The organism is Microbacterium paludicola, from assembly GCF_015235415.1.
Classification (GTDB): Bacteria; Actinomycetota; Actinomycetes; order Actinomycetales; family Microbacteriaceae; genus Microbacterium; species Microbacterium paludicola.
Window position 1 is genome coordinate 85,138 of record NZ_JADGLL010000003.1, and the last position, 17,489, is coordinate 102,626.

The 17,489-nt window shown below is 70.2% G+C and carries 16 protein-coding genes; 5 read left to right on the forward strand and 11 right to left on the reverse strand.

Translation table 11 applies throughout. From position 1 onward, the window contains the following. Nucleotides 1-20: 20 nt before the first annotated feature. The 8 genes from IR155_RS02535 to IR155_RS02570 form a co-directional block, all read right to left on the reverse strand. On the reverse strand, nt 21-878 hold the full coding sequence (locus IR155_RS02535) for a carbon-nitrogen hydrolase family protein (RefSeq protein ID WP_135112840.1): 858 nt from the start codon (nt 876-878) through the stop codon (nt 21-23). Nucleotides 879-897: 19 nt separating this feature from the next. Further along, nucleotides 898-2,151, reverse strand: coding sequence for an MSMEG_0569 family flavin-dependent oxidoreductase (locus tag IR155_RS02540; protein WP_135112842.1), 1,254 nt, complete (start codon nt 2,149-2,151; stop codon nt 898-900). Continuing rightward, nucleotides 2,148-2,462, reverse strand: coding sequence for an MSMEG_0570 family nitrogen starvation response protein (locus tag IR155_RS02545; protein WP_135112844.1), 315 nt, complete (start codon nt 2,460-2,462; stop codon nt 2,148-2,150). Before IR155_RS02545 ends, IR155_RS02540 begins: the two co-directional genes overlap by 4 nt. Next, nucleotides 2,455-3,357 carry a carbon-nitrogen hydrolase family protein gene (locus IR155_RS02550; protein WP_135112846.1) on the reverse strand — a complete coding sequence of 301 codons (903 nt, stop codon included), beginning with the start codon at nt 3,355-3,357 and terminating at the stop codon, nt 2,455-2,457. Before IR155_RS02550 ends, IR155_RS02545 begins: the two co-directional genes overlap by 8 nt. A 9-nt stretch (nt 3,358-3,366) precedes the next feature. After that, a complete protein-coding gene (locus IR155_RS02555; RefSeq protein ID WP_194210277.1) occupies nt 3,367-3,894 on the reverse strand; it encodes an MSMEG_0572/Sll0783 family nitrogen starvation response protein in 528 nt (175 codons plus the stop codon). 29 nt (nt 3,895-3,923) lie between these two features. After that, a complete protein-coding gene (locus IR155_RS02560) occupies nt 3,924-5,327 on the reverse strand; it encodes an MSMEG_0567/sll0787 family protein (RefSeq protein WP_135113020.1) in 1,404 nt (467 codons plus the stop codon). 1 nt (nt 5,328) lies between these two features. Beyond that, complete coding sequence (locus tag IR155_RS02565) at nt 5,329-6,414, reverse strand: MSMEG_0568 family radical SAM protein (RefSeq protein ID WP_135112848.1); 1,086 nt, start codon at nt 6,412-6,414, stop codon at nt 5,329-5,331. 334 nt (nt 6,415-6,748) lie between these two features. Further along, nucleotides 6,749-8,572 (reverse strand): AMP-dependent synthetase/ligase, encoded by a 1,824-nt coding sequence (locus tag IR155_RS02570; protein WP_135112850.1) that lies wholly within the window; start codon nt 8,570-8,572, stop codon nt 6,749-6,751. A 70-nt stretch (nt 8,573-8,642) separates the two neighbouring features. Here IR155_RS02570 and IR155_RS02575 point away from each other — a divergent pair, with 70 nt between their 5' ends. Both IR155_RS02575 and IR155_RS02580 read left to right on the forward strand, forming a co-directional pair. After that, entirely contained in the window at nt 8,643-9,368 is a 726-nt protein-coding gene (locus IR155_RS02575) for a lysophospholipid acyltransferase family protein (protein WP_135112860.1), read from the forward strand. A gap of 44 nt (nt 9,369-9,412) precedes the next feature. Then, a complete protein-coding gene (locus IR155_RS02580; RefSeq protein WP_135112862.1) occupies nt 9,413-10,762 on the forward strand; it encodes a class II 3-deoxy-7-phosphoheptulonate synthase in 1,350 nt (449 codons plus the stop codon). A 71-nt stretch (nt 10,763-10,833) separates the two neighbouring features. On the opposite strand, the gene pknB is transcribed toward IR155_RS02580, so the two are convergent. Both pknB and IR155_RS02590 read right to left on the reverse strand, forming a co-directional pair. Next, nucleotides 10,834-12,990, reverse strand: coding sequence for a Stk1 family PASTA domain-containing Ser/Thr kinase (gene pknB / locus IR155_RS02585; RefSeq protein WP_135112864.1), 2,157 nt, complete (start codon nt 12,988-12,990; stop codon nt 10,834-10,836). A 101-nt stretch (nt 12,991-13,091) separates the two neighbouring features. Beyond that, on the reverse strand, nt 13,092-14,639 hold the full coding sequence (locus IR155_RS02590; protein ID WP_233441072.1) for a LysM peptidoglycan-binding domain-containing protein: 1,548 nt from the start codon (nt 14,637-14,639) through the stop codon (nt 13,092-13,094). A 216-nt stretch (nt 14,640-14,855) separates the two neighbouring features. Between IR155_RS02590 and IR155_RS02595 the strand changes: the two genes are divergently transcribed. After that, complete coding sequence (locus tag IR155_RS02595) at nt 14,856-15,203, forward strand: Rv2175c family DNA-binding protein (protein ID WP_233441073.1); 348 nt, start codon at nt 14,856-14,858, stop codon at nt 15,201-15,203. A gap of 18 nt (nt 15,204-15,221) precedes the next feature. Here IR155_RS02595 and IR155_RS02600 read toward each other — a convergent pair whose 3' ends face one another. Further along, on the reverse strand, nt 15,222-16,307 hold the full coding sequence (locus IR155_RS02600; RefSeq protein ID WP_135112866.1) for a polyprenyl synthetase family protein: 1,086 nt from the start codon (nt 16,305-16,307) through the stop codon (nt 15,222-15,224). 64 nt (nt 16,308-16,371) lie between these two features. Here IR155_RS02600 and IR155_RS02605 point away from each other — a divergent pair, with 64 nt between their 5' ends. Beyond that, the gene (locus IR155_RS02605) at nt 16,372-16,767 is read left to right on the forward strand and encodes a DUF3040 domain-containing protein (protein ID WP_135112868.1); all 396 of its coding nucleotides are present in this window, start codon (nt 16,372-16,374) and stop codon (nt 16,765-16,767) included. Between the two features lie 258 nt (nt 16,768-17,025). After that, nucleotides 17,026-17,457 (forward strand): division/cell wall cluster transcriptional repressor MraZ, encoded by a 432-nt coding sequence (gene mraZ, locus IR155_RS02610; protein ID WP_135112870.1) that lies wholly within the window; start codon nt 17,026-17,028, stop codon nt 17,455-17,457. The last annotated feature ends 32 nt before the right edge of the window (nt 17,458-17,489 follow it).

A 17,489-nucleotide genomic window follows, 5' to 3' on the forward strand; every position in this document is an offset into this window, starting at 1 on the left:
GTGCGCCCGCCGCAGGAGGCTCAGGCGCGGGTCGTGAGACGGTAGGCGTGCTCGGCACGCTGGTGGATGTGGTCGAGTGAGCGGCGGGCGCGGGCGACGGTGGCGTGCACGTCGGCCTCGGCGACCGCGAGGCCGCCCTTCGCCCACGTCTTCGCGACGATCTCACCCGCCGGATCGACGACCTTCGCCTGCCCGAGGAAGCGCAGCCCGCCGAGCACTCCCGTCTGGTTCGACGAGACCAGGTACACCTGGTTCTCGGCCGCTCTGGCGCAGTCGTACAGGTCGAACAGGTGCGCCTGCCGGTCGTTGCGCATGCGATCCGACCGGTCGGTGACGCTCGCGGGCCACGCACTGAGGCACGCGATCACCTCGGCACCGTCGAGGGCCAACGTACGCGCCGCCTCGGGGAAGGTCTTGTCGAAGTCGATGAGCATGCCGATGCGGCCGACGGGGGTGTCGAACGCCTCGAACACGTCGCCCGCGCGGTAGGCCTCGGACTCGCCCAGCGGCAGATGCACCTTGCGGTGGACGCCGAGAACCCCGTCGCCGCTCACGCAGACCGCGGTGTTGTACCGCACCGCCTCGCCGTCGACCACGGCGCGCTCAGAGAGCCCGACGCAGATCGTCATGTCGCCCGCGAGCGCGATGACCGACGCGATCTCCGGGCCGTCGAGGTCGACGGCCGGAGGCAGATCGGACTCCTCACCCCCCGGATGCCGCAGATCCCCGAGGTACCCGCCGATCGTGGCATCCGGGAGGACGAGGAGGTCGACGCCGCGCTCGCGCGCCTGCGCGATGATCCCCGGCAGCTTCGCGAGCGTCCGCTCGACATCGCGACCGAAATGCGCCGCGACCGCCGCCATCGTCACCGTGCTCATCCGACCAGGGTAGAACCCGTCAGGCGACGCCCGCCCTCGCACGGTCCGCGACGAGCGCGGCGACGTGCTCGGCATCTCGGGCGATCGCGTGGAACCGCCCCGATCCCCACGTGTGCAGCCAGGGCAGCCCGAGGAAATGGAAGCCGGGGACGGCGGTCGCCCCGCGCTCGTGCTGAGGGTGGCCCTCGTCGTCGAGCACGTCGAGATCGCCCAGCCACCCCCAGTCAGCCCGGAAGCCGACGGCCCAGACGATGCTGCCGATGTCCGCGAGATCGACGGTGCTGCCGCCGGGCCCCGGGCTCCAAGCCGGCTCGCGGCGGGGCTCGGCCGGGGCCGAGAGTCCCTCTCGCTCGATATAACGGTCGATGTCGTCCTTGATCGATTCGGCCACGGAGTCAGCGTGGTCGAGGTTCGCAGCGAGCGTGTCGTCGAAGCGCACGGCCCCGTCCACGACATCGAGCGCGCGACCGTGCAGGGCCATCCCGCGCAGCGCGAACTCCCGCAGGTCGATATCGCGGCCGCCGTCGCGACCCGTCACGTAGTGGTTCGTCGACTCGCGCTTGGCGAGGCCACGCGCCGTCACCGGGATGTCGTAGAGGCCCATCTCGGCGAGCCAGGTCATGCAGTCCTTGCCGCGGTAGAACCGCGCGACGCGGGGCGCGCGGCCGACGGCGAGGTGCACGGCGCGGCCCTCGATGAGGAGGTCCTCGGCGATCTGGGTGCCCGACTGGCCGGTGCCGACTACGAGCACGGGCCCGTCGGGCAGCTGGCCCGCGTTGCGGTACTCATGAGAGTGGACCTGCGCGACGGACGCGGGAACGTCGGCGGCCCATGAGGGCACGACGGGGTCGTGATAGCCGCCGGTCGCGGAGGTGACGGTGTCGGCCGTGATGACGCCCGCCGTCGTGGCGACCGTGAAGCCGCCCTCCGGACGGTGCGTCACGCGGATGACCTCGACGCCTTCGGCGACGGGCGCATCGAAGGTGTCGGCATACGCGCGCACCCAGGCGTGCACCTCGTCTCTCGTCATGAAGCCGTCGGGGTCGGGGCCGTCGTAGGGGTAACCAGGGAGCCGGCAGTGCCAGTTCGGGGTGACGAGGGTGAACGCGTCCCACCGGCCATCGCGCCACTCGTGCGCGACCTCGCTGCGCTCGATCACGATGTGCTCGATGCCGCGGTCGACGAGATGACGGCTGAGCGACAGGCCGGCCTGCCCGCCTCCGACGATGACGGCCTCGACGTGCTCGCCGTCCACGATCTGCCGGGGGATCACGCGCCGCTCCTCTCGAGCGGGGGTTCCATGGCGAGGATCTCCACCTCGGCCGCGGGATAGGTGTCGACGGGGTAGCGTGCCGCCGCAGCGGCGATCTCCTCCTCCGAGTGCATGGCCGACGTGCACGCGAACCCGTATCGGGCGCGCACACGCTCGCTGGCGGCGTCGAGCGCCTCCTTCGTGCGCGTGACGAACTCCTGCAGCGGGTAGCGCAGGCCCGTCACGAGGTAGTCGTGCATGACCAGGCTGGGGGAGTAGTGCGCGCTCTCGGCGCCGTCGGGCCAGCGCACGGTGAAGGTCATCTCAGGCATGCGCGAGCTCCCGCCATCCGTCGACGTGCGGCGCCGAGACCTCGGCGACGGGGCCGTAGACGTCGGGTCGGCGGTCGCGCAGGTGGAACATTCCCGCGCGCATCGTGCGGAAGGTCGCGTCGACGTCGATCTCGGCGATCGCGAGCCCCGTGCCGAGCAGGGTCGTGGCGAGGATGTTCCCGCCCGGGTCGACGACCTTCGCATTGCCCACGTAGCGCAGCGACCCGAATGTGCCTGACTGGTTCGACGCCACCCAGAACACCTGGTTGTCGAGTGCCCGGGCGATGTCGAACTGATTGAACCGGTAGGTCCAGCGGTCGTCCTGCAGATTCTCGGCCGTGGCGGTCCGCGCGGCCGGCCATGCCGACATGCTGACGACGATCTCGGCGCCGTCGAGCGCCAGCATGCGCGCGGCCTCGGGGAACGCCTTGTCGTAGCAGATCTGCATGCCGACACGACCCACCGGGGTGTCGAATGCACGGTAACTGTCGCCCGCCGAGTACGACATGTTCTCGCCGAGCGGCTGGTGCACCTTGCGGTACGACCCGTAGATCGTGCTGCCGTCGAGGCACACTGCCGCGTTGTAGCGCGTCTCGCCGTCTTCGGCGAGCTCGCAGAAGCCGATCGTCAGCACGATGTCGCCAGCGAGCTCCTGGACGCGGCGGATCTCGGGACCGTCCAGGCGGAGCGCGGGCGGGAGCGATCGGCGAGTGCTCTGCACGGTGTCGCCGTGGTTTCCCAGCGACGAGAGGTAGCCGCCGATCGCCGCCTCTGGGAAGGCGACGAACGACACGCCCTCGGCGCGGGCCTCGTCGAGCAGCTGCGCGATGAGCGCGTAGTTCTGCTCGAGGTCGCGCGTGAAGTTCGCGGACACGGACGCGATTTTGATGGTCATCGGAGTGCCTCAGAGGTTGTAGGTCGAGTTGATGATCGCGCCCTTGCGGGCGTAGTAGATGAGCGCGTCCTGCACGTCGAGCGGGTGCGCGGGGATGACGCCCTCGATGAGGTCCTCCTCGCGGATGCCGTGGAGGGCGAGGCCGAAGCGGCAGCAGTAGACCGTGCCGCCCTCCTTGATGAACGTCTCCAGTGAGGCGTTCATGTTCAGCTCTCCCGGGAAGCCGGAATCGCCCGTCGTGGGGAACCCGCGGTTCGCGGTCGCGGCGAGGGTGCCGGGGCCGTACAGGTAGATCGCGGACTCGAATCCCTTGCGCAGCGCGCGCGTCGCCTGGAGGATCGCGACGAAGCTCACAGACGACTCGTGCGGGATGCCGTGGATGAGGGTGAAGTAGGTCTCGCCGTCCTCGGCCTGGAAGTCAGGGAAGAGCTTCGTCGACCCGTACAGGTTGCTGCCCTTGGGAAGCGAGGGGTGGGGCACCTCGCCGAGCGACTTGGCGATGTTCTCGGCGATCTGGGCGTCGATGTCGGTGGTCATGGCACTGCCTTTCGTGACGGTGGGGTGGATCAACAGGGGAAGAGCCCCGTGGCGGTGAGGCCGACGGCGTCGGTCTCTACGCCGTCGGGCCAGAGGAGGCGCACGCCGCGCTCGGAGGTCGCGGTGCCGATGCGCGCGGTCTGCGCGATCGGAGTTGACATCCGGCCGCGACCGGGGCGGTCGGCGGTGATCATCCCGAACCCGGGGAAGCACGTGAGCCAGTCGCCGAACGCCACAGAGTCGGGAGCGGGGATGGTCGCGGGCTCGATCACGGCGCCGACCGACGACGCCTCGGCGAGCATGGCCGTCGTCCCGACGATCCCCGCCATGCTTACGTCCTTCGCGGCGGCCGGCCGCGCGTCTCGGACGAGGGTGCCGAGGGCGCGGAGGTCCTCGCCCGTGCGCGTGGACGTGCTGTCCCACTGACGGCCTTCGAAGCCGGGCCGCCAGCGTCCGTGCAGGTCGATGGTGAGCGAGATGTCGTCCCCGCGACGCGCGCCGCCTCCGGGGACGGGGCGGGTCGTCCGACCGAGTGCCGTGACGGAGAGCGCGGCCGGCACGCCGAGCTGCGTGTGCCCGCCGAGCAGTGGCACGCCCCACGCGTGAGCCGCGCTGCGCAGCCCGCCCATCACGCGGCGGGCGATCTCGGACGAGGGGGCGCCGAGCGCATCGAGAAGCCCGACGGGTGCGGCGCCCATGGCCGCGAGGTCGTTGACGTTGACGAGCACGGCGCACCATCCGGCCCATTCGGGGTCGCGCTCGATGAGCTCGGGGAGGATGGCGTCGCACGCGGCGACCACGTCGGTGCCGGGAACGGGGGCTCCGTCGTCGCCGACGAAGCCGGCGCCGCCCAGCGAGAAGGGCGCGTCGCCCCGCAGGGCGCCGAGGAGCGGCCCGAGCTCCGACTTCGTGGATTCGACGAGGTCGCGGATACGGGTGATGGGCCACCGCATGCGCACGTGCCGCATCCCCCCGATGTCGACCGTTCCCCACGGCGTCCAGCCGAGGCGGCGGAACAGCGCCTGGTTGCGCTCCTGGACGGTCGCCTCGAAGCGGAGGACGCCATGCTGCAGCGCGGTCGCGCACGCTTCCCGTACGAGGGCCGGACCGATCCCTCCGGCGTGGCGCGCATCTGCGCGCACGGCGAGTCGGCTGCCCGTCCACCACCCGATGTCGCGACGGGCCGTCGCGGGGGCGAGGCGCACTCCGCCGAGCACGGTGCCCTCGCCATCGCGCGCCACGAGCACGATGGTGCGCGGGTCGTCGTCGATGTCGTCGCGGTCGTCGTCGCCGAAGACCCCCTGCTCGGTGACGAAGACCTCTCGCCGCAGCGCCCGGTAGGCGTCGACCTCTCTGGCCTCGGCGCGCTGGATGGTCCAGGCGGGCGTCGACTGCATGACCGCCGGCCCCATGAGCGCGGGGATCTCGAGCATCTCAGGCACCCGCCGTCTGGAGCGCGCTGCATGCTCCGCACGCCGCGCATCCCGCACGCTGGTCTTCGCCGCGCATGCCCGCGGCCTGCAGCAGTGTCGCGACGCGCGCCGTGACGCTGTTGAGGATGCGGCGGTCGGGGGCGGGGACGCGGTCGACGTCGGTCGCGAGCGTGCCCTTGAGGGGGCGGAACGGGACGATGAAGGGGTAGACGCCCATCTCGATGAGCTCGGCTGCGCCGGCGACGAGCTCGTCGGGATCCTCGCCGAGGCCGACGAGGAGGTAGGTCGAGACCTGGTTCCACCCGAAGACGCGGACGGCCTCGCGCCACGACGCCCGGTACTCGTCCATGCTCACGCGCGATTTGCCGGGCATCCAGCGGGCGCGCACCGCGTCGTCCATCGACTCGACGTGGATGCCGATCGAACGCGCACCCGCCTCGTACAGGTCGGTGATGGCCTGGAGATCGGCAGGCGGCTCGCACTGCACCTGGATCTCGAGCGACGGAACCGCCTTCTTCACCGCACGGACGCACCGGGCGAGGTGTTTCGCGCCGCGGTCCCATCCGTTCGACGTGCCGGTCGTCATGACCATGTTCGTGACGCCGTCCAGGCGCACCGCCGCCTCCGCGACCTCGGCCAGCATCGCGGGAGTCTTCACGGCGATCGTCGTCCCGGCGTCGAGCGACGCCTCGATCGCGCAGAACCGGCACCGCTCGCTCTCGTCGTAGCGGACGCACGTCTGGACGACGGTCGTCGCGAGCACGTTCTTGCCGTGCAGCTTCGCGATCTTGTCGTACGCCACGCCCTCGGATGTCTGCAGGTCATAGAAGCGGGGCCGCGTCACGGGTGAGACATCGAAGCCGAGGTCGGCGCCGTCGAGCGTCAGCCGCCCTCGAGCGTTCACGACATAGGGGCTGGCGAGGTTGAGAGGGATGGCGGCCCCGGCTCCGTCTATGACGAAGTGGCCGTCGTCGCTCGGTCCGGCTCCGCCCGTGCGGCGGACGGGTGCGTCGCTGCGCACGCCGAGGAGCGCGATGCTGACGCGAGTGGAGACGCGGTCGGTGGTGCTCGTCGGTGCCGGGGTCATGCATCCAGTAGACGCATGGAGCGTTTCGGTGTGGTTTCGTTCGGAATGCGGTGTCGTTTCCGCGTCGAACGATCTCGTTTCCAGTGAAGTCGCGGTGACGAGAGGGGAGGCGGCCATGCCGAAAACATAAAGGCCACGAATACTTCACGCGCTAACAGAAAATGACAATCGTGTTTCAGCCCGCGCACACTCATCTCCCGCGGATGCGGGCAAGACGAGCGTCAGCGAGGGACACAGAGGCCTCCTGGCAAGTGAAGAACTCAGACAGCTCCACTAAGCCAGGAGGCCTCCTCGCATGACAGCAGGCGTGTCACCACGTCATGGCGGGGTCCACCTAGCCGGCGACGGAGAGGTTGGTCGTGGCGTCCTTGGCGGCGTAGAGGTCCTCGATCTCGTGTGCGAAGTCCTTCATGATGACGTTGCGCTTGATCGACATCTTCGGCGTGAGGTGACCGGTCGCCTCGGTCCACTCGGTGCCGAGGATGACGAACTTCCGGATGGACTCGGCGCGCGAGACGCGGGTGTTCGCCTCGTCGATCGCGCGCTGCACCTCCGCGCGCACCGTCGGGTTCTTCGCCGCCTGCTCGAGCGTGAGGTCCGAGCTCTCGCCGTGCGTGGCGAGCCAGGCCGGGAGCATCTCGGGGTCGAGCGTGATGAGCGCCGAGATGAAGGGCTTCTGGTCGCCCACGACGACGACCTGGCCGACGATCGGGTTCGCGCGGATCGGGTCCTCGAGCGCGGCGGGGGCGACGTTCTTGCCGCCCGCCGTGACGATGATCTCCTTCTTGCGGCCCGTGATCGACAGGTAGCCGTCCTCGTCGAACGTTCCCAGATCGCCGGTGCGGAACCACTCGCCGTCGAAGGCCTCGGCCGTGGCCTCGGGGTTCTGCCAGTACTCCTTGAAGACGTTGACGCCCTTGACCTGGATCTCGCCGTCGTCGGCGATGCGCACCGCGACGCCCGGGAGCGTCGGTCCGACGGTGCCGACCTTGCTCTTGTCCGGCAGGTTGACGGTCGCGGGCGCGGTCGTCTCGGTGAGGCCGTAGCCCTCGAGGATGTGGATGCCGAGGCTGTGGAAGAAGTGGCCGAGACGCCCGCCGAGCGGCGCGGATCCCGACACGGCGTAGGCGACGTTGCCGCCCATGAGCGCGCGCAGCTTCGAGTACACGAGCTTGTCGAACAGCGCGAACTTCACCTTCAGGCCGAGGCCGACCTTCTCGCCCTCCTGCACGCGGCGGGAGTGCTCCACGGCCGTGGCCGCGGCGGCGCGGAAGATCTTGCCCTTGCCCGCCGCCTCGGTCTTCGCCTCGGCCGAGTTGTAGACCTTCTCGAACACGCGGGGGACCGCGAGTAGCAGCGTCGGCTTGAACGAGCCGAGCGTGGCGACGAGGTTCTTCGTGTTCGGCTCGTGGCCCGTGCGCACGCCCGCGTGGATGTAGATGACCGACATGAACCGGGCGAACACGTGCGCCGTGGTGATGAACAGCACGGTGGAGGCGTCGCGCAGGGGACCCTCGAGCGCCTTCGCGGCGTTGCGCGAGGTCTCGACGAAGTTGCTGTGCGTGAGCACGCAGCCCTTCGGACGGCCCGTGGAGCCCGAGGTGTAGATGAGCGTCGCGATGTCGGAGCCCTTGGCGATGCTGCGCCGGCGCTCGATCTCGGCGTCCTCCACCGAGGCGCCCTGCGTCGTCAGCGACGCGATCGCGCCCTCATCCATCCGCCACACCTGACGGATGAGCGGCAGCTCGTCGGCGACCGTCTTGAACGACTCCGCGTGCGCGGCGGTCTCGACGATGAGGCCGACCGCGCCCGAATCGGACAGGATCCATTGGATCTGCGACGGCGAGCTCGTCTCGTAGACCGGCACCATGATCGCGCCCGCATAGAACAGGGCGAAGTCGATGAGGGTCCACTCGTAGGTGGTCTTGGCGAGGAAGCCGATCTTCTCGCCGGGCTGCACGCCGGCGGCGACGAGTCCCTTCGCGAGGGCGATGACCTGCCGCTCGAATTCGGAGGCGGTGATGTCACGCCAGCCATCGCCGTCCGGGACCGAGAAGATCGCCCTGTCGGGGGTGGTGCGTGCCCGCTCGACCAGGAGATCGGCGATGTTCGCCTCAGGGTCGGCGGGGACGATCGCGGGTGTCGAGAATTCGATCACGGCAGCTCCTTCGGTACCGGACGGGGTAAAGCGGGTTCGGTCGATTCTAGTGTCCCTCTAGACTTTCCCCGTGTTCTACTGGCTGATGAAGTACATCGTGGTCGGGCCCATCGTGAAGGCGATCTTCCGTCCGTGGATCATCGGCGCCGAGAACATCCCGCCGACGGGCGGCGCGATCCTCGCGAGCAACCACCTCTCCGTCGCCGACTCGGTCTTCCTTCCGCTGATGATCGAGCGGCCGATGACGTTCCTGGCGAAGGCGGAGTACTTCACCGGCAAGGGACTCAAGGGCTGGGCCACGAAGTGGTTCATGAAGGGTACCGGCCAGATCCCGATCGACCGCTCGGGCGGATCCGCCTCCGAAGCGGCGTTGAACACAGCCCTGCAGGTGCTCGGGCGCGACGACCTGCTCGGGATCTACCCCGAGGGAACGCGCAGCCCCGACGGCATCCTGTACCGAGGCCGCACGGGCATCGCGCGCATGGCGATGGAGGCGAAGGTCCCCGTCATCCCCGTGGTGATGGTCGACACCGACACGATGATGCCGATCGGGCGGAGCATCCCCCGGGTCATGCGCGTCGGCATGGTGATCGGCGAGCCGCTCGACTTCAGCCGGTACGAGGGCATGGAGAACGACCGCTACGTGCTGCGCTCGGTGACCGACGAGATCATGGTCTCCCTCCAGCAGCTTGGGCAGCAGAAGTACCGCGACGTGTACGCCTCGTCGGTGAAGAAGCAGCGCTCGTCGATGGATGACGCGGTGTCCGAGCCGGTCACCGACGCCGTCGCGGGCTGACACACGGTCTCTCGCACCTCTCGGGCGGCACTAGCATCGAGAGCATGCAAGACACGGCTCTTCTCGATCCGAGCGCCCTTGATGCGTGGCGCTCCCTTCCGATCAAGCAGCAGCCGGAGTGGCCGGACTATGCCGAGGTCGAGCGCGTCTCGGCCGAGCTCTCCCAGCTTCCGCCGCTCGTCTTCGCCGGCGAGGTCGACAGCCTGAAGGAGCGCCTCGGGCAGGCGGCATCCGGGCGTGCGTTCCTGCTGCAGGGCGGCGACTGCGCCGAGACCTTCGCGGGCGCCACGGCCGACAAGATCCGCAACCGCGTGAAGACGCTGCTGCAGATGGCCGTCGTCCTGACGTACGGCGCGTCGATGCCCGTCATCAAGATGGGGCGCATGGCGGGCCAGTTCGCCAAGCCGCGGTCGAACGACAACGAGACGCGCGGCGAGGTGACGCTGCCGGCCTACCGCGGCGACATCGCCAACGGCTACGACTTCACGAGCGCGTCGCGGACGCCGGACCCCCAGCGGCTGCTGAAGGCGTACCACACGTCCGCATCCACGCTGAATCTCATCCGCGCCTTCACGCAGGGCGGTTTCGCCGACCTGCGCGAGGTCCACTCGTGGAACAAGGGCTTCGCCGAGAACCCGGCGAACCACCGCTACGAGCGCCTCGCCGCCGAGATCGACCGCGCCATCAAGTTCATGGAGGCGGCGGGCGCCGACTTCGACGAGCTCAAGCGCGTGGAGTTCTACACGGGTCACGAGGGCCTGCTGATGGACTACGAGCGCCCGCTCACCCGCATCGACTCCCGCACCGGCCTGCCGTACAACACGTCGGCGCACTTCGTGTGGGTCGGCGAGCGCACGCGCGACCTCGACGGCGCGCACGTCGACTACTTCTCGCGCATCCGCAACCCCATCGGCGTCAAGCTCGGTCCGACCACGACGCCCGAGACGGCGCTCGCCCTGATCGACAAGCTCGACCCCGAGCGCGAGCCCGGTCGCCTCACCTTCATCACCCGCATGGGGGCCGGCAAGATCCGGGACGCGCTGCCGCCGCTGCTCGAGGCGGTGAAGGACTCGGGGGCGCTGCCGCTGTGGGTCACCGACCCGATGCACGGCAACGGCATCACGACCCCGACCGGCTACAAGACCCGTCGCTTCGACGACGTGGTCGACGAGGTGCGCGGGTTCTTCGAGGCGCACCGCGCGGTGGGGACGTACCCCGGCGGCATCCACGTCGAGCTCACGGGCGACGACGTCACGGAGTGCCTGGGCGGCTCCGAGCAGATCGACGAGGCGACCCTCGCGACGCGCTACGAGTCGCTGTGCGACCCGCGCCTGAACCACATGCAGTCGCTCGAGCTCTCGTTCCTCGTCGCCGAGGAGCTCGAGAAGCGCTGACCTCCGCCTCAATGACGAAGGGCGTCCGCATCGCGCGGGCGCCCTTCGTCATTCGGCGGATCTGGACGGGATCAGCCCGTGAGGGTCAGTTGGATGTACACCCGGGTACCCGCGGGTACGGTCTGGCCTGCCGCAGGATCCGTGCCGGTGGCCGTCGCCATCGGCGCCACGCTCCAGATGTCGCCGTAGGCCGCGTCAAAGCCCGCCGCCTCGATGGCTGCGACGGCGTCATCGCGGAGCATGCCTGCGACATCCGGCACGGGGAAGAGCTGAGGCCCGAGCGAGCGGACGATCGTGATCGCGTCGCCCGGACGCCAGTTGCCGCCCTCGGCGCGCGGCTCGACCCGGATGACCGTGTCGGCGCCGACCGAGTCGCTGTACTCGTCGACGACGTTCGGGGCGAGGCCCGCGTCGGTGAGCGTCTGCTGCGCCTCGCCGATCGGGCGGCCCGTCACATCCGGCAGCGCGCCGAGCGAGTTCACGATCGTGATGGAGTCGCCGGGGCGCCAGTTGCCCTCCTCGGCGCGGGGCTCCACGCGGATGATGGTGCCGGCCGCGACCTCGGCCGTGAACTCTTCGGCGACCGTGACGTCGAGATCAGCCTCGCCGAGGGTCTGCTGCGCCTCCGCGAGCGGCTTGCCCGTGACGTCGGGAAGGGGACCGAGGGAGACGATGAGGTCGGCCGTGTCGCCCTGGAACGCCGTGCAGCCGGTGAAGCAGTCGACCCGCTCCTCGCTCGCCGCCGGCAGGATGTCGAGGCCGATGACCTGGTCGGCCGGCGCGTCCGAGTACACGAGCAGGTTCTCGGCATCGTCGTACGCGATGTAGTTCTCGTCGAGCACCGCCTGCGCATCCGAGAGGGGCATCCCCTCGAACGAACCGAGCGTCACCTCGGCGGGGCCCGTGGAGATCACGACGGACACCTCCTCGCCCTTGTCGAGGCGTGTGCCGACCTCGGGGTCGGTGCCGATTGCCCGCCCGGCCTCCACCGTGGGGCTCGTGTCCCTGGTCTCGACCGCCGTGAGCTGGGCGTCCTCGAGCCGCTGCTGGGCCTCGGCGAACGTCAGGCCCGCGACCTCCGGCACCGGCACCTGCGAGCCGGGGCCCGACCCGAACCACCAGCCGGCAGCGCCGGCAAGGGCGGCCAGGACCAGGACGAGCGCGAGCAGGATGGCGCCGCGGCGGCGCCGCTCGTCGGTGCGACGGCGAAGGCGGGAGGCGTTGTCGGGCTCGGTGGGTCCGGTGTCGGAGACGTCACCGGTGAGATCCGCCGTCGTCGGCAGCACGCCCGCGAGCACCTTGGTGGCGCCGGCGCCGCCGCCATCGGCGGGAAGCGCGCGCGTCTCGAACGCGGGGGAGGAGCGCGTCGGCAGGGGAGCGATCCCCAGCTCGCGCTCGATCTCGCGCAGCCGCTCGAGCATCTCCTGCGCATCGGAGGGACGCTCGTCCGGGTCCTTCTCGGTCGCCCACAGCACGAGCTCGTCGAGCTGCTCGGGCACGCCCGGGTTCTTCACGCTCGGGCGCGGCACCGAATCGGTGGCGTGCTGGAAGGCGATCTGCATCGGCTGCTCGCCCTTGTAGGGCTGCTCGCCGGCGAGCATCTCGTAGAGCAGGATGCCGAGCGCGTAGATGTCGCTGCGCGCGTCCGCGGTGCCGCGCGTGACCAGCTCGGGCGCGAGATAGGCGATGGTGCCGAGAAGCTGGGCACCGGTCGCGGTGTTGGCGGATGACGCGCGCGCGAGGCCGAAGTCGCCGATCTTGATGCGGCCGTCCTCGGCGAGCAGCACGTTCTCGGGCTTCACGTCGCGGTGGATGAGCCCGGCCCGGTGCGCGGCGGCCAGGCCGCTCAGCACGGCGTCCATGATCGTGATGGTCTGCGTGACCGTCAGCCGGCGCTGCTCCTTGAGCAGCTCGCGCAGCGTGATGCCGGGCAGGTACTCCATGACGAGGTAGGCGAGCTCGCCGTCCTGGCCCTGGTCGAAGACGTTGACGACGTGCGGATCGGCCAGCCGCGCGGCGGAGCGGGCCTCCTGGATGAACCTGCTCTGGAAGACGCTGTCATCGCTCAGGTGGCCGTGCATGACCTTGAGCGCCACCCGTCGCTCGAGCCGCAGATCGGTCGCGACGTAGACCGTCGCCATCCCGCCACGGGCGATGCGGGCCCGCACGCGGTATCTGCCGTCGACAAGCCGCCCGATGAGGGGATCGACCTGCTGGCTCGTACTCACGTGTGAATTCTACGTTCGGGGCTCCTGTGAGCCTGGGAACGGCGCACCAGTGGAACGCCGCGCGAGGGCGGCTGTTCGAAGATGTCGACGGGCGTGGCGCGTCAGCCGAGCTGGGCGAGCCAGCCGAACGCGGCCGTCTCCCACTGCCCGTAGCGGTTCGGGAACGCGGAGATCTGGACGGCCTGCGCGGCCTTCGTGAACTCCATCTTCTCCCAGCCCGGGATGTCGAACAGGCCGCGGGTCTTGTCGCCGTTGGGGTTCTGCGGGCCGCCGAAGAACACGCGCGTCGCGCGCACCCGGTCGCGGATCTGCTCGGGCGTTCCCCAGCCGGCGCTCGGGCGCTGCTGGAAGAGACCGAGCGAGTCGCGGTCGCCGTAGTTCAGGTTGCGGATGCCCGACTCGACCATCGCCGTGGCGAGGGCGATGGCGATCGCGCGGTCCGACGCGCCGAGCTCGCGGCCCACCTGGATGATGATCCGGGCGTTCTCGATCTGCTGGGCGTCGAGCACGGCCGAGCGCTGGATGCGCGGGTCCTCCTGCTCGGCGGCCGTCGCGGGCGCTGCGGCGGGAGCCGGGGCGGGCGCGGAGAGCTTGAGCTTCTGACCCGGGTAGATGATCGCGCCCTCGGAGAGTCCGTTGGCCGCGAGGATCGTCTTGACGCTGACGCCGTGCTTGGCGGCGATCGCCCACAGCGTGTCGCCGGCCTTGACCTCGTGCGTGCGTCCGCCGACGCTCTTCGCGGGGGTGGAGACCGCGGCGGGGGCGGGGGCGACGACCGCGACGGTGGCCGGCGCGGGGGTGGCGGAGCCCGAGAGCTTCAGCTTCTGACCGGGGAAGATCGTCGCGACCGAGCCGAGGCCGTTGGCCTTGATGATCTCGGCGACGCTGGTGCCGTGCTTCTGCGCGATCGCCCAGACGGTGTCGCCGGTCTTGACCGTGTACGTGGCGCCGCTCGCTGCGGGGGCAGCAACGGGCTTGGCCGCGGGGGCGGCGGGAGCGGATGCCGGTGCCGGCGCGGCGGCGGGCTTCGCGGCGGCGGCAGACCCGCCGATCGTGAGCTTCTGACCCGGGTAGATCACGGCCGACTCGCCGAGACCGTTTGCACGGAGCACGGCCGCGACGGTGGTGCCGTGGCGGTAGGCGATGCCCCAGACGGTGTCGCCGGCCTTCACGGTGTAGGTCTTGCCGGTCGCGGCGGGCGCCGGCTTCGCCGCCGGCTTGGCGGGCGCGCCGCCCGGGGTGAGACGCAGCGTCTGGCCGGGGTAGATGGTGCTCGACCAGCTGAGGTTGTTCCACGTCAGGACGTCGATGGTGCGCAGGCCGGCGTGGATCGCGATGCGCGTGATCGTGTCGCCGGGCTGCACGACGTGCGTGGTGGGCACCGCGGCGGTGCGGACGGCCGCCTCGACGCGCGGGGCCGGAGCGGCGGCCACCGCGTTCGCGCCGTGCACCGCGCCGAAGGCATCGGTGCGCGCGTTCCCGTCGCGCACGCCGTCGCGCAGCTTCACGTCGGCATGCGCCGCCGCAGGCGTCGCGCCCAGGGACAGCGCGATGGATCCGGCGATCGCCACCGGAACGGTGGTGAGCAGCGAGCGCATCGGCTGGCCGGCGCGGGCGTGGCTTGCGCGTGCAGGAAGGCGTCGGTGCACGGTCGGGGTCCCCTCGGTCGACTTCCGCCAGGTGCGGTGGAAGATTCGGCTCCAGAAACCGTGTCACGGAAGTGAAATCGTGTCAACCAGTGGTATCGGGTGTGATCTGTGTTAACGGCGTGTCGAAAGCGATCAAAGTGATCGCTGTGACGGATGTGATTTGCGCGCAATCGACGGCATCAGCGTTCGCGCCGATCCGGATGAGATAGTTGCACCGTGACCGACGACTACTCCCGGATCCAGACCGAGTGGCTCAGCATCCCCGAGGTGGCAGAGCTGCTCGACGAGACGCCCGGGCGCGTCCGCCGCCTGCTCGACGACAACGCGCTTGTCGGCTCGCGCCGCGAGGGCCCCGTGAAGATCCCGGCGATCTTCTTCGTCGACGGCGAGGTGCTGTCCTCGCTGCGCGGCACGGTGTTCGTCCTGCACGACGTGGGCTTCAGCGACGACGAGGCGATCGACTGGCTGCTCACCCCCGAGGAGTCCATCGGCGTCGCGCCGATCGAGGCTCTGCGCGCCGGCCGCAAGGCCGAGGTGCGCCGGGTCGCCCAGACCCTCGGCTGAGAAGCGGCGCCGACCGGGTTACGCGCGGCGCTGCACGGCGGCGCGCGCCAGCGATCGCAGCTCGGCCGCGGCCTCGGCGTCGAGACGCGCGGCATTCAGCGCCGCGTCCGCCTCCGCCGCGTAATCGACGATCAGCCGCTCCACGCGGTCGAGCGCCCCGGTGGATGTGATGCGCTCGCGCAGCCACGCGATGTCGGCATCCGTCATCGCGCTGTCGCCAAGCAGCTCGTCGAATCGGGGCCGCTCGTCGGGCGCGAGCGCGGCGCGGGCGTACGCCACCAGCGCTGTGCGCTTTCCCTCGCGAAGATCGTCTCCCGCGGGCTTTCCGGTCTCGGCCTCGTCGCCGAACACGCCGAGCACGTCGTCGCGCAGCTGGAAGGCCATGCCGAGCGGATGACCGAACGCCCGCAGCGCCGCGAGGGTGGCCTCGTTGCCTCCGGCAAGGGCCCCGCCGATCACGAGCGGCTGCTGCACGCTGTAGCGCGCCGACTTGTAGGAGGCCACGCGCAGCGCGCGGTCGGCGAGCGTGTCGTCCGGCGCGGTGCTCCACGCCGACTCCTCGGCGATGTCGAGGAACTGGCCCGCGGTCACGTCGCGGCGCATGCGCGCGTACTCGGCGCGGGCCCTCGCCGCAGCGGCCGGCCGCAGGGTCGCGAGCGACTCCTCGAGCAGGTCGTCGCTCCACGCGACGAGCAGATCGCCCAGCAGCACCGACCCGGCGCGGCCGTAGGCCTCGGCATCGCCCGTCCAGCCCGCTCCGCGGTGGCCGGCCTCGAGCGCGCGGTGCGCCGACGGACGGCCTCGGCGCGTGTCGGAGTTGTCGATGAGGTCGTCGTGCACGAGCGCGGCGGCCTGGAACACCTCGAGGGCCGCCGCGGCGCCGACGACGGCGTCCGCATCGGCGGCGTTCTGGCCGGCGACGCCCCGCCAGGCCCACCAGCAGAAGCGGGCGCGCAGGCGCTTGCCTCCCTGCAGGCTCGCGGCCGCGTGATCGACGAAGGTGAGGCCCTCGGGGCCGAGCTCCGCTGCCTCTTCTCGTCGCTGCGCCGTGAACCTATCGACACGCTGGGAGATCGCTTCGACAAGGGGGAGGGAGGGTGGCACGGGCCTAGCCTAGTTCTCTGGCCCCAGACTAGAATGGGGCCAGCAACGAACAGAGGGGGACACGATGCCACTCTCCGAACAGGAGCAGCGCCTTCTCGACGAGATGGAACGCCATCTCATGCAGAACGACGCCGATGTCGTGAGCGCGCCTGCGGGGCCGCAGGTGCTGAGTTATCGCAATCTGATCATCGGCGCGCTCGTCGTGCTCGGCGGCCTCGGAGCCGTGATCGCGGGCATCGCGCTGTGGCGCACGAGCCTGCCCCTCGGCCTGACCCTCGGTGTGGTCGGCTTCGCCGCCATGCTCGGCGGCGTCATCCTCGCTCTCACCCCCGTCAAGGGCAGTGCGCCCGCCGCACGCCCGAGCGGCAGCGGTCAGGCATCGCGTGGACCGCGGCCGAACGCCTCCTTCATGGATCGCATGAACGAGCGCTGGGAGCGCCGCCAGAACGGCGAGCAGTAACCCTCCACTTCTCTCCAAAAGAGCGTCGACCTTCGGGTCGGCGCTTTTTTTATGCCCTGAACCACCCCTGTGGCCTCCTCGGCGTGCGATTTCGGTGGAATCCCCTCCACCATGCTCCACCAGCGCTCCACCGCGGAATCATGCGGCTCTCCAGGGCGACACGGTGCGGATCCGGCGCGATTGGCACTAGACAGTGGGGAGAAGTGGAGTAAAGTGGGGAATACCTCGGGACCGGCCGGACAAAGGGGGTGATGGCCAGTGCTGTTGGGTACGCATACCCCCAAGCTCGACGACAAGGGCCGCGTCATCCTGCCGGCGAAGTTCCGCGAGGAGCTCGCGGGCGGCGTCGTCGTGACGCGCGGCCAGGAGCGATGCCTGTACGTGTTCAGCACGGCTGAGTTCGAGCAGGTCCACGAGCGGGTCCGTCAGGCCCCGCTCAGCAACAAGCAGGCACGCGACTTCCTGCGCATGTTCCTGTCCGGAGCGAGCGCCGAGACCCCCGACGGCCAGAACCGGATCACGATCCCGCAGCACCTGCGCACGTATGCCGGGCTCGGCAAGGAGCTCGTCGTGACGGGTGTGGGTGCCCACGCCGAGATCTGGGACGCGGCCGCATGGAACGCGTACCTGGAGAGCAACGAGGAGAGCTATTCGGAGATGGAGCAGGAGGTGATTCCGGGCCTGTTCTAGACGTGACCCCGGTTGTGACCCCCAGCCGCAGC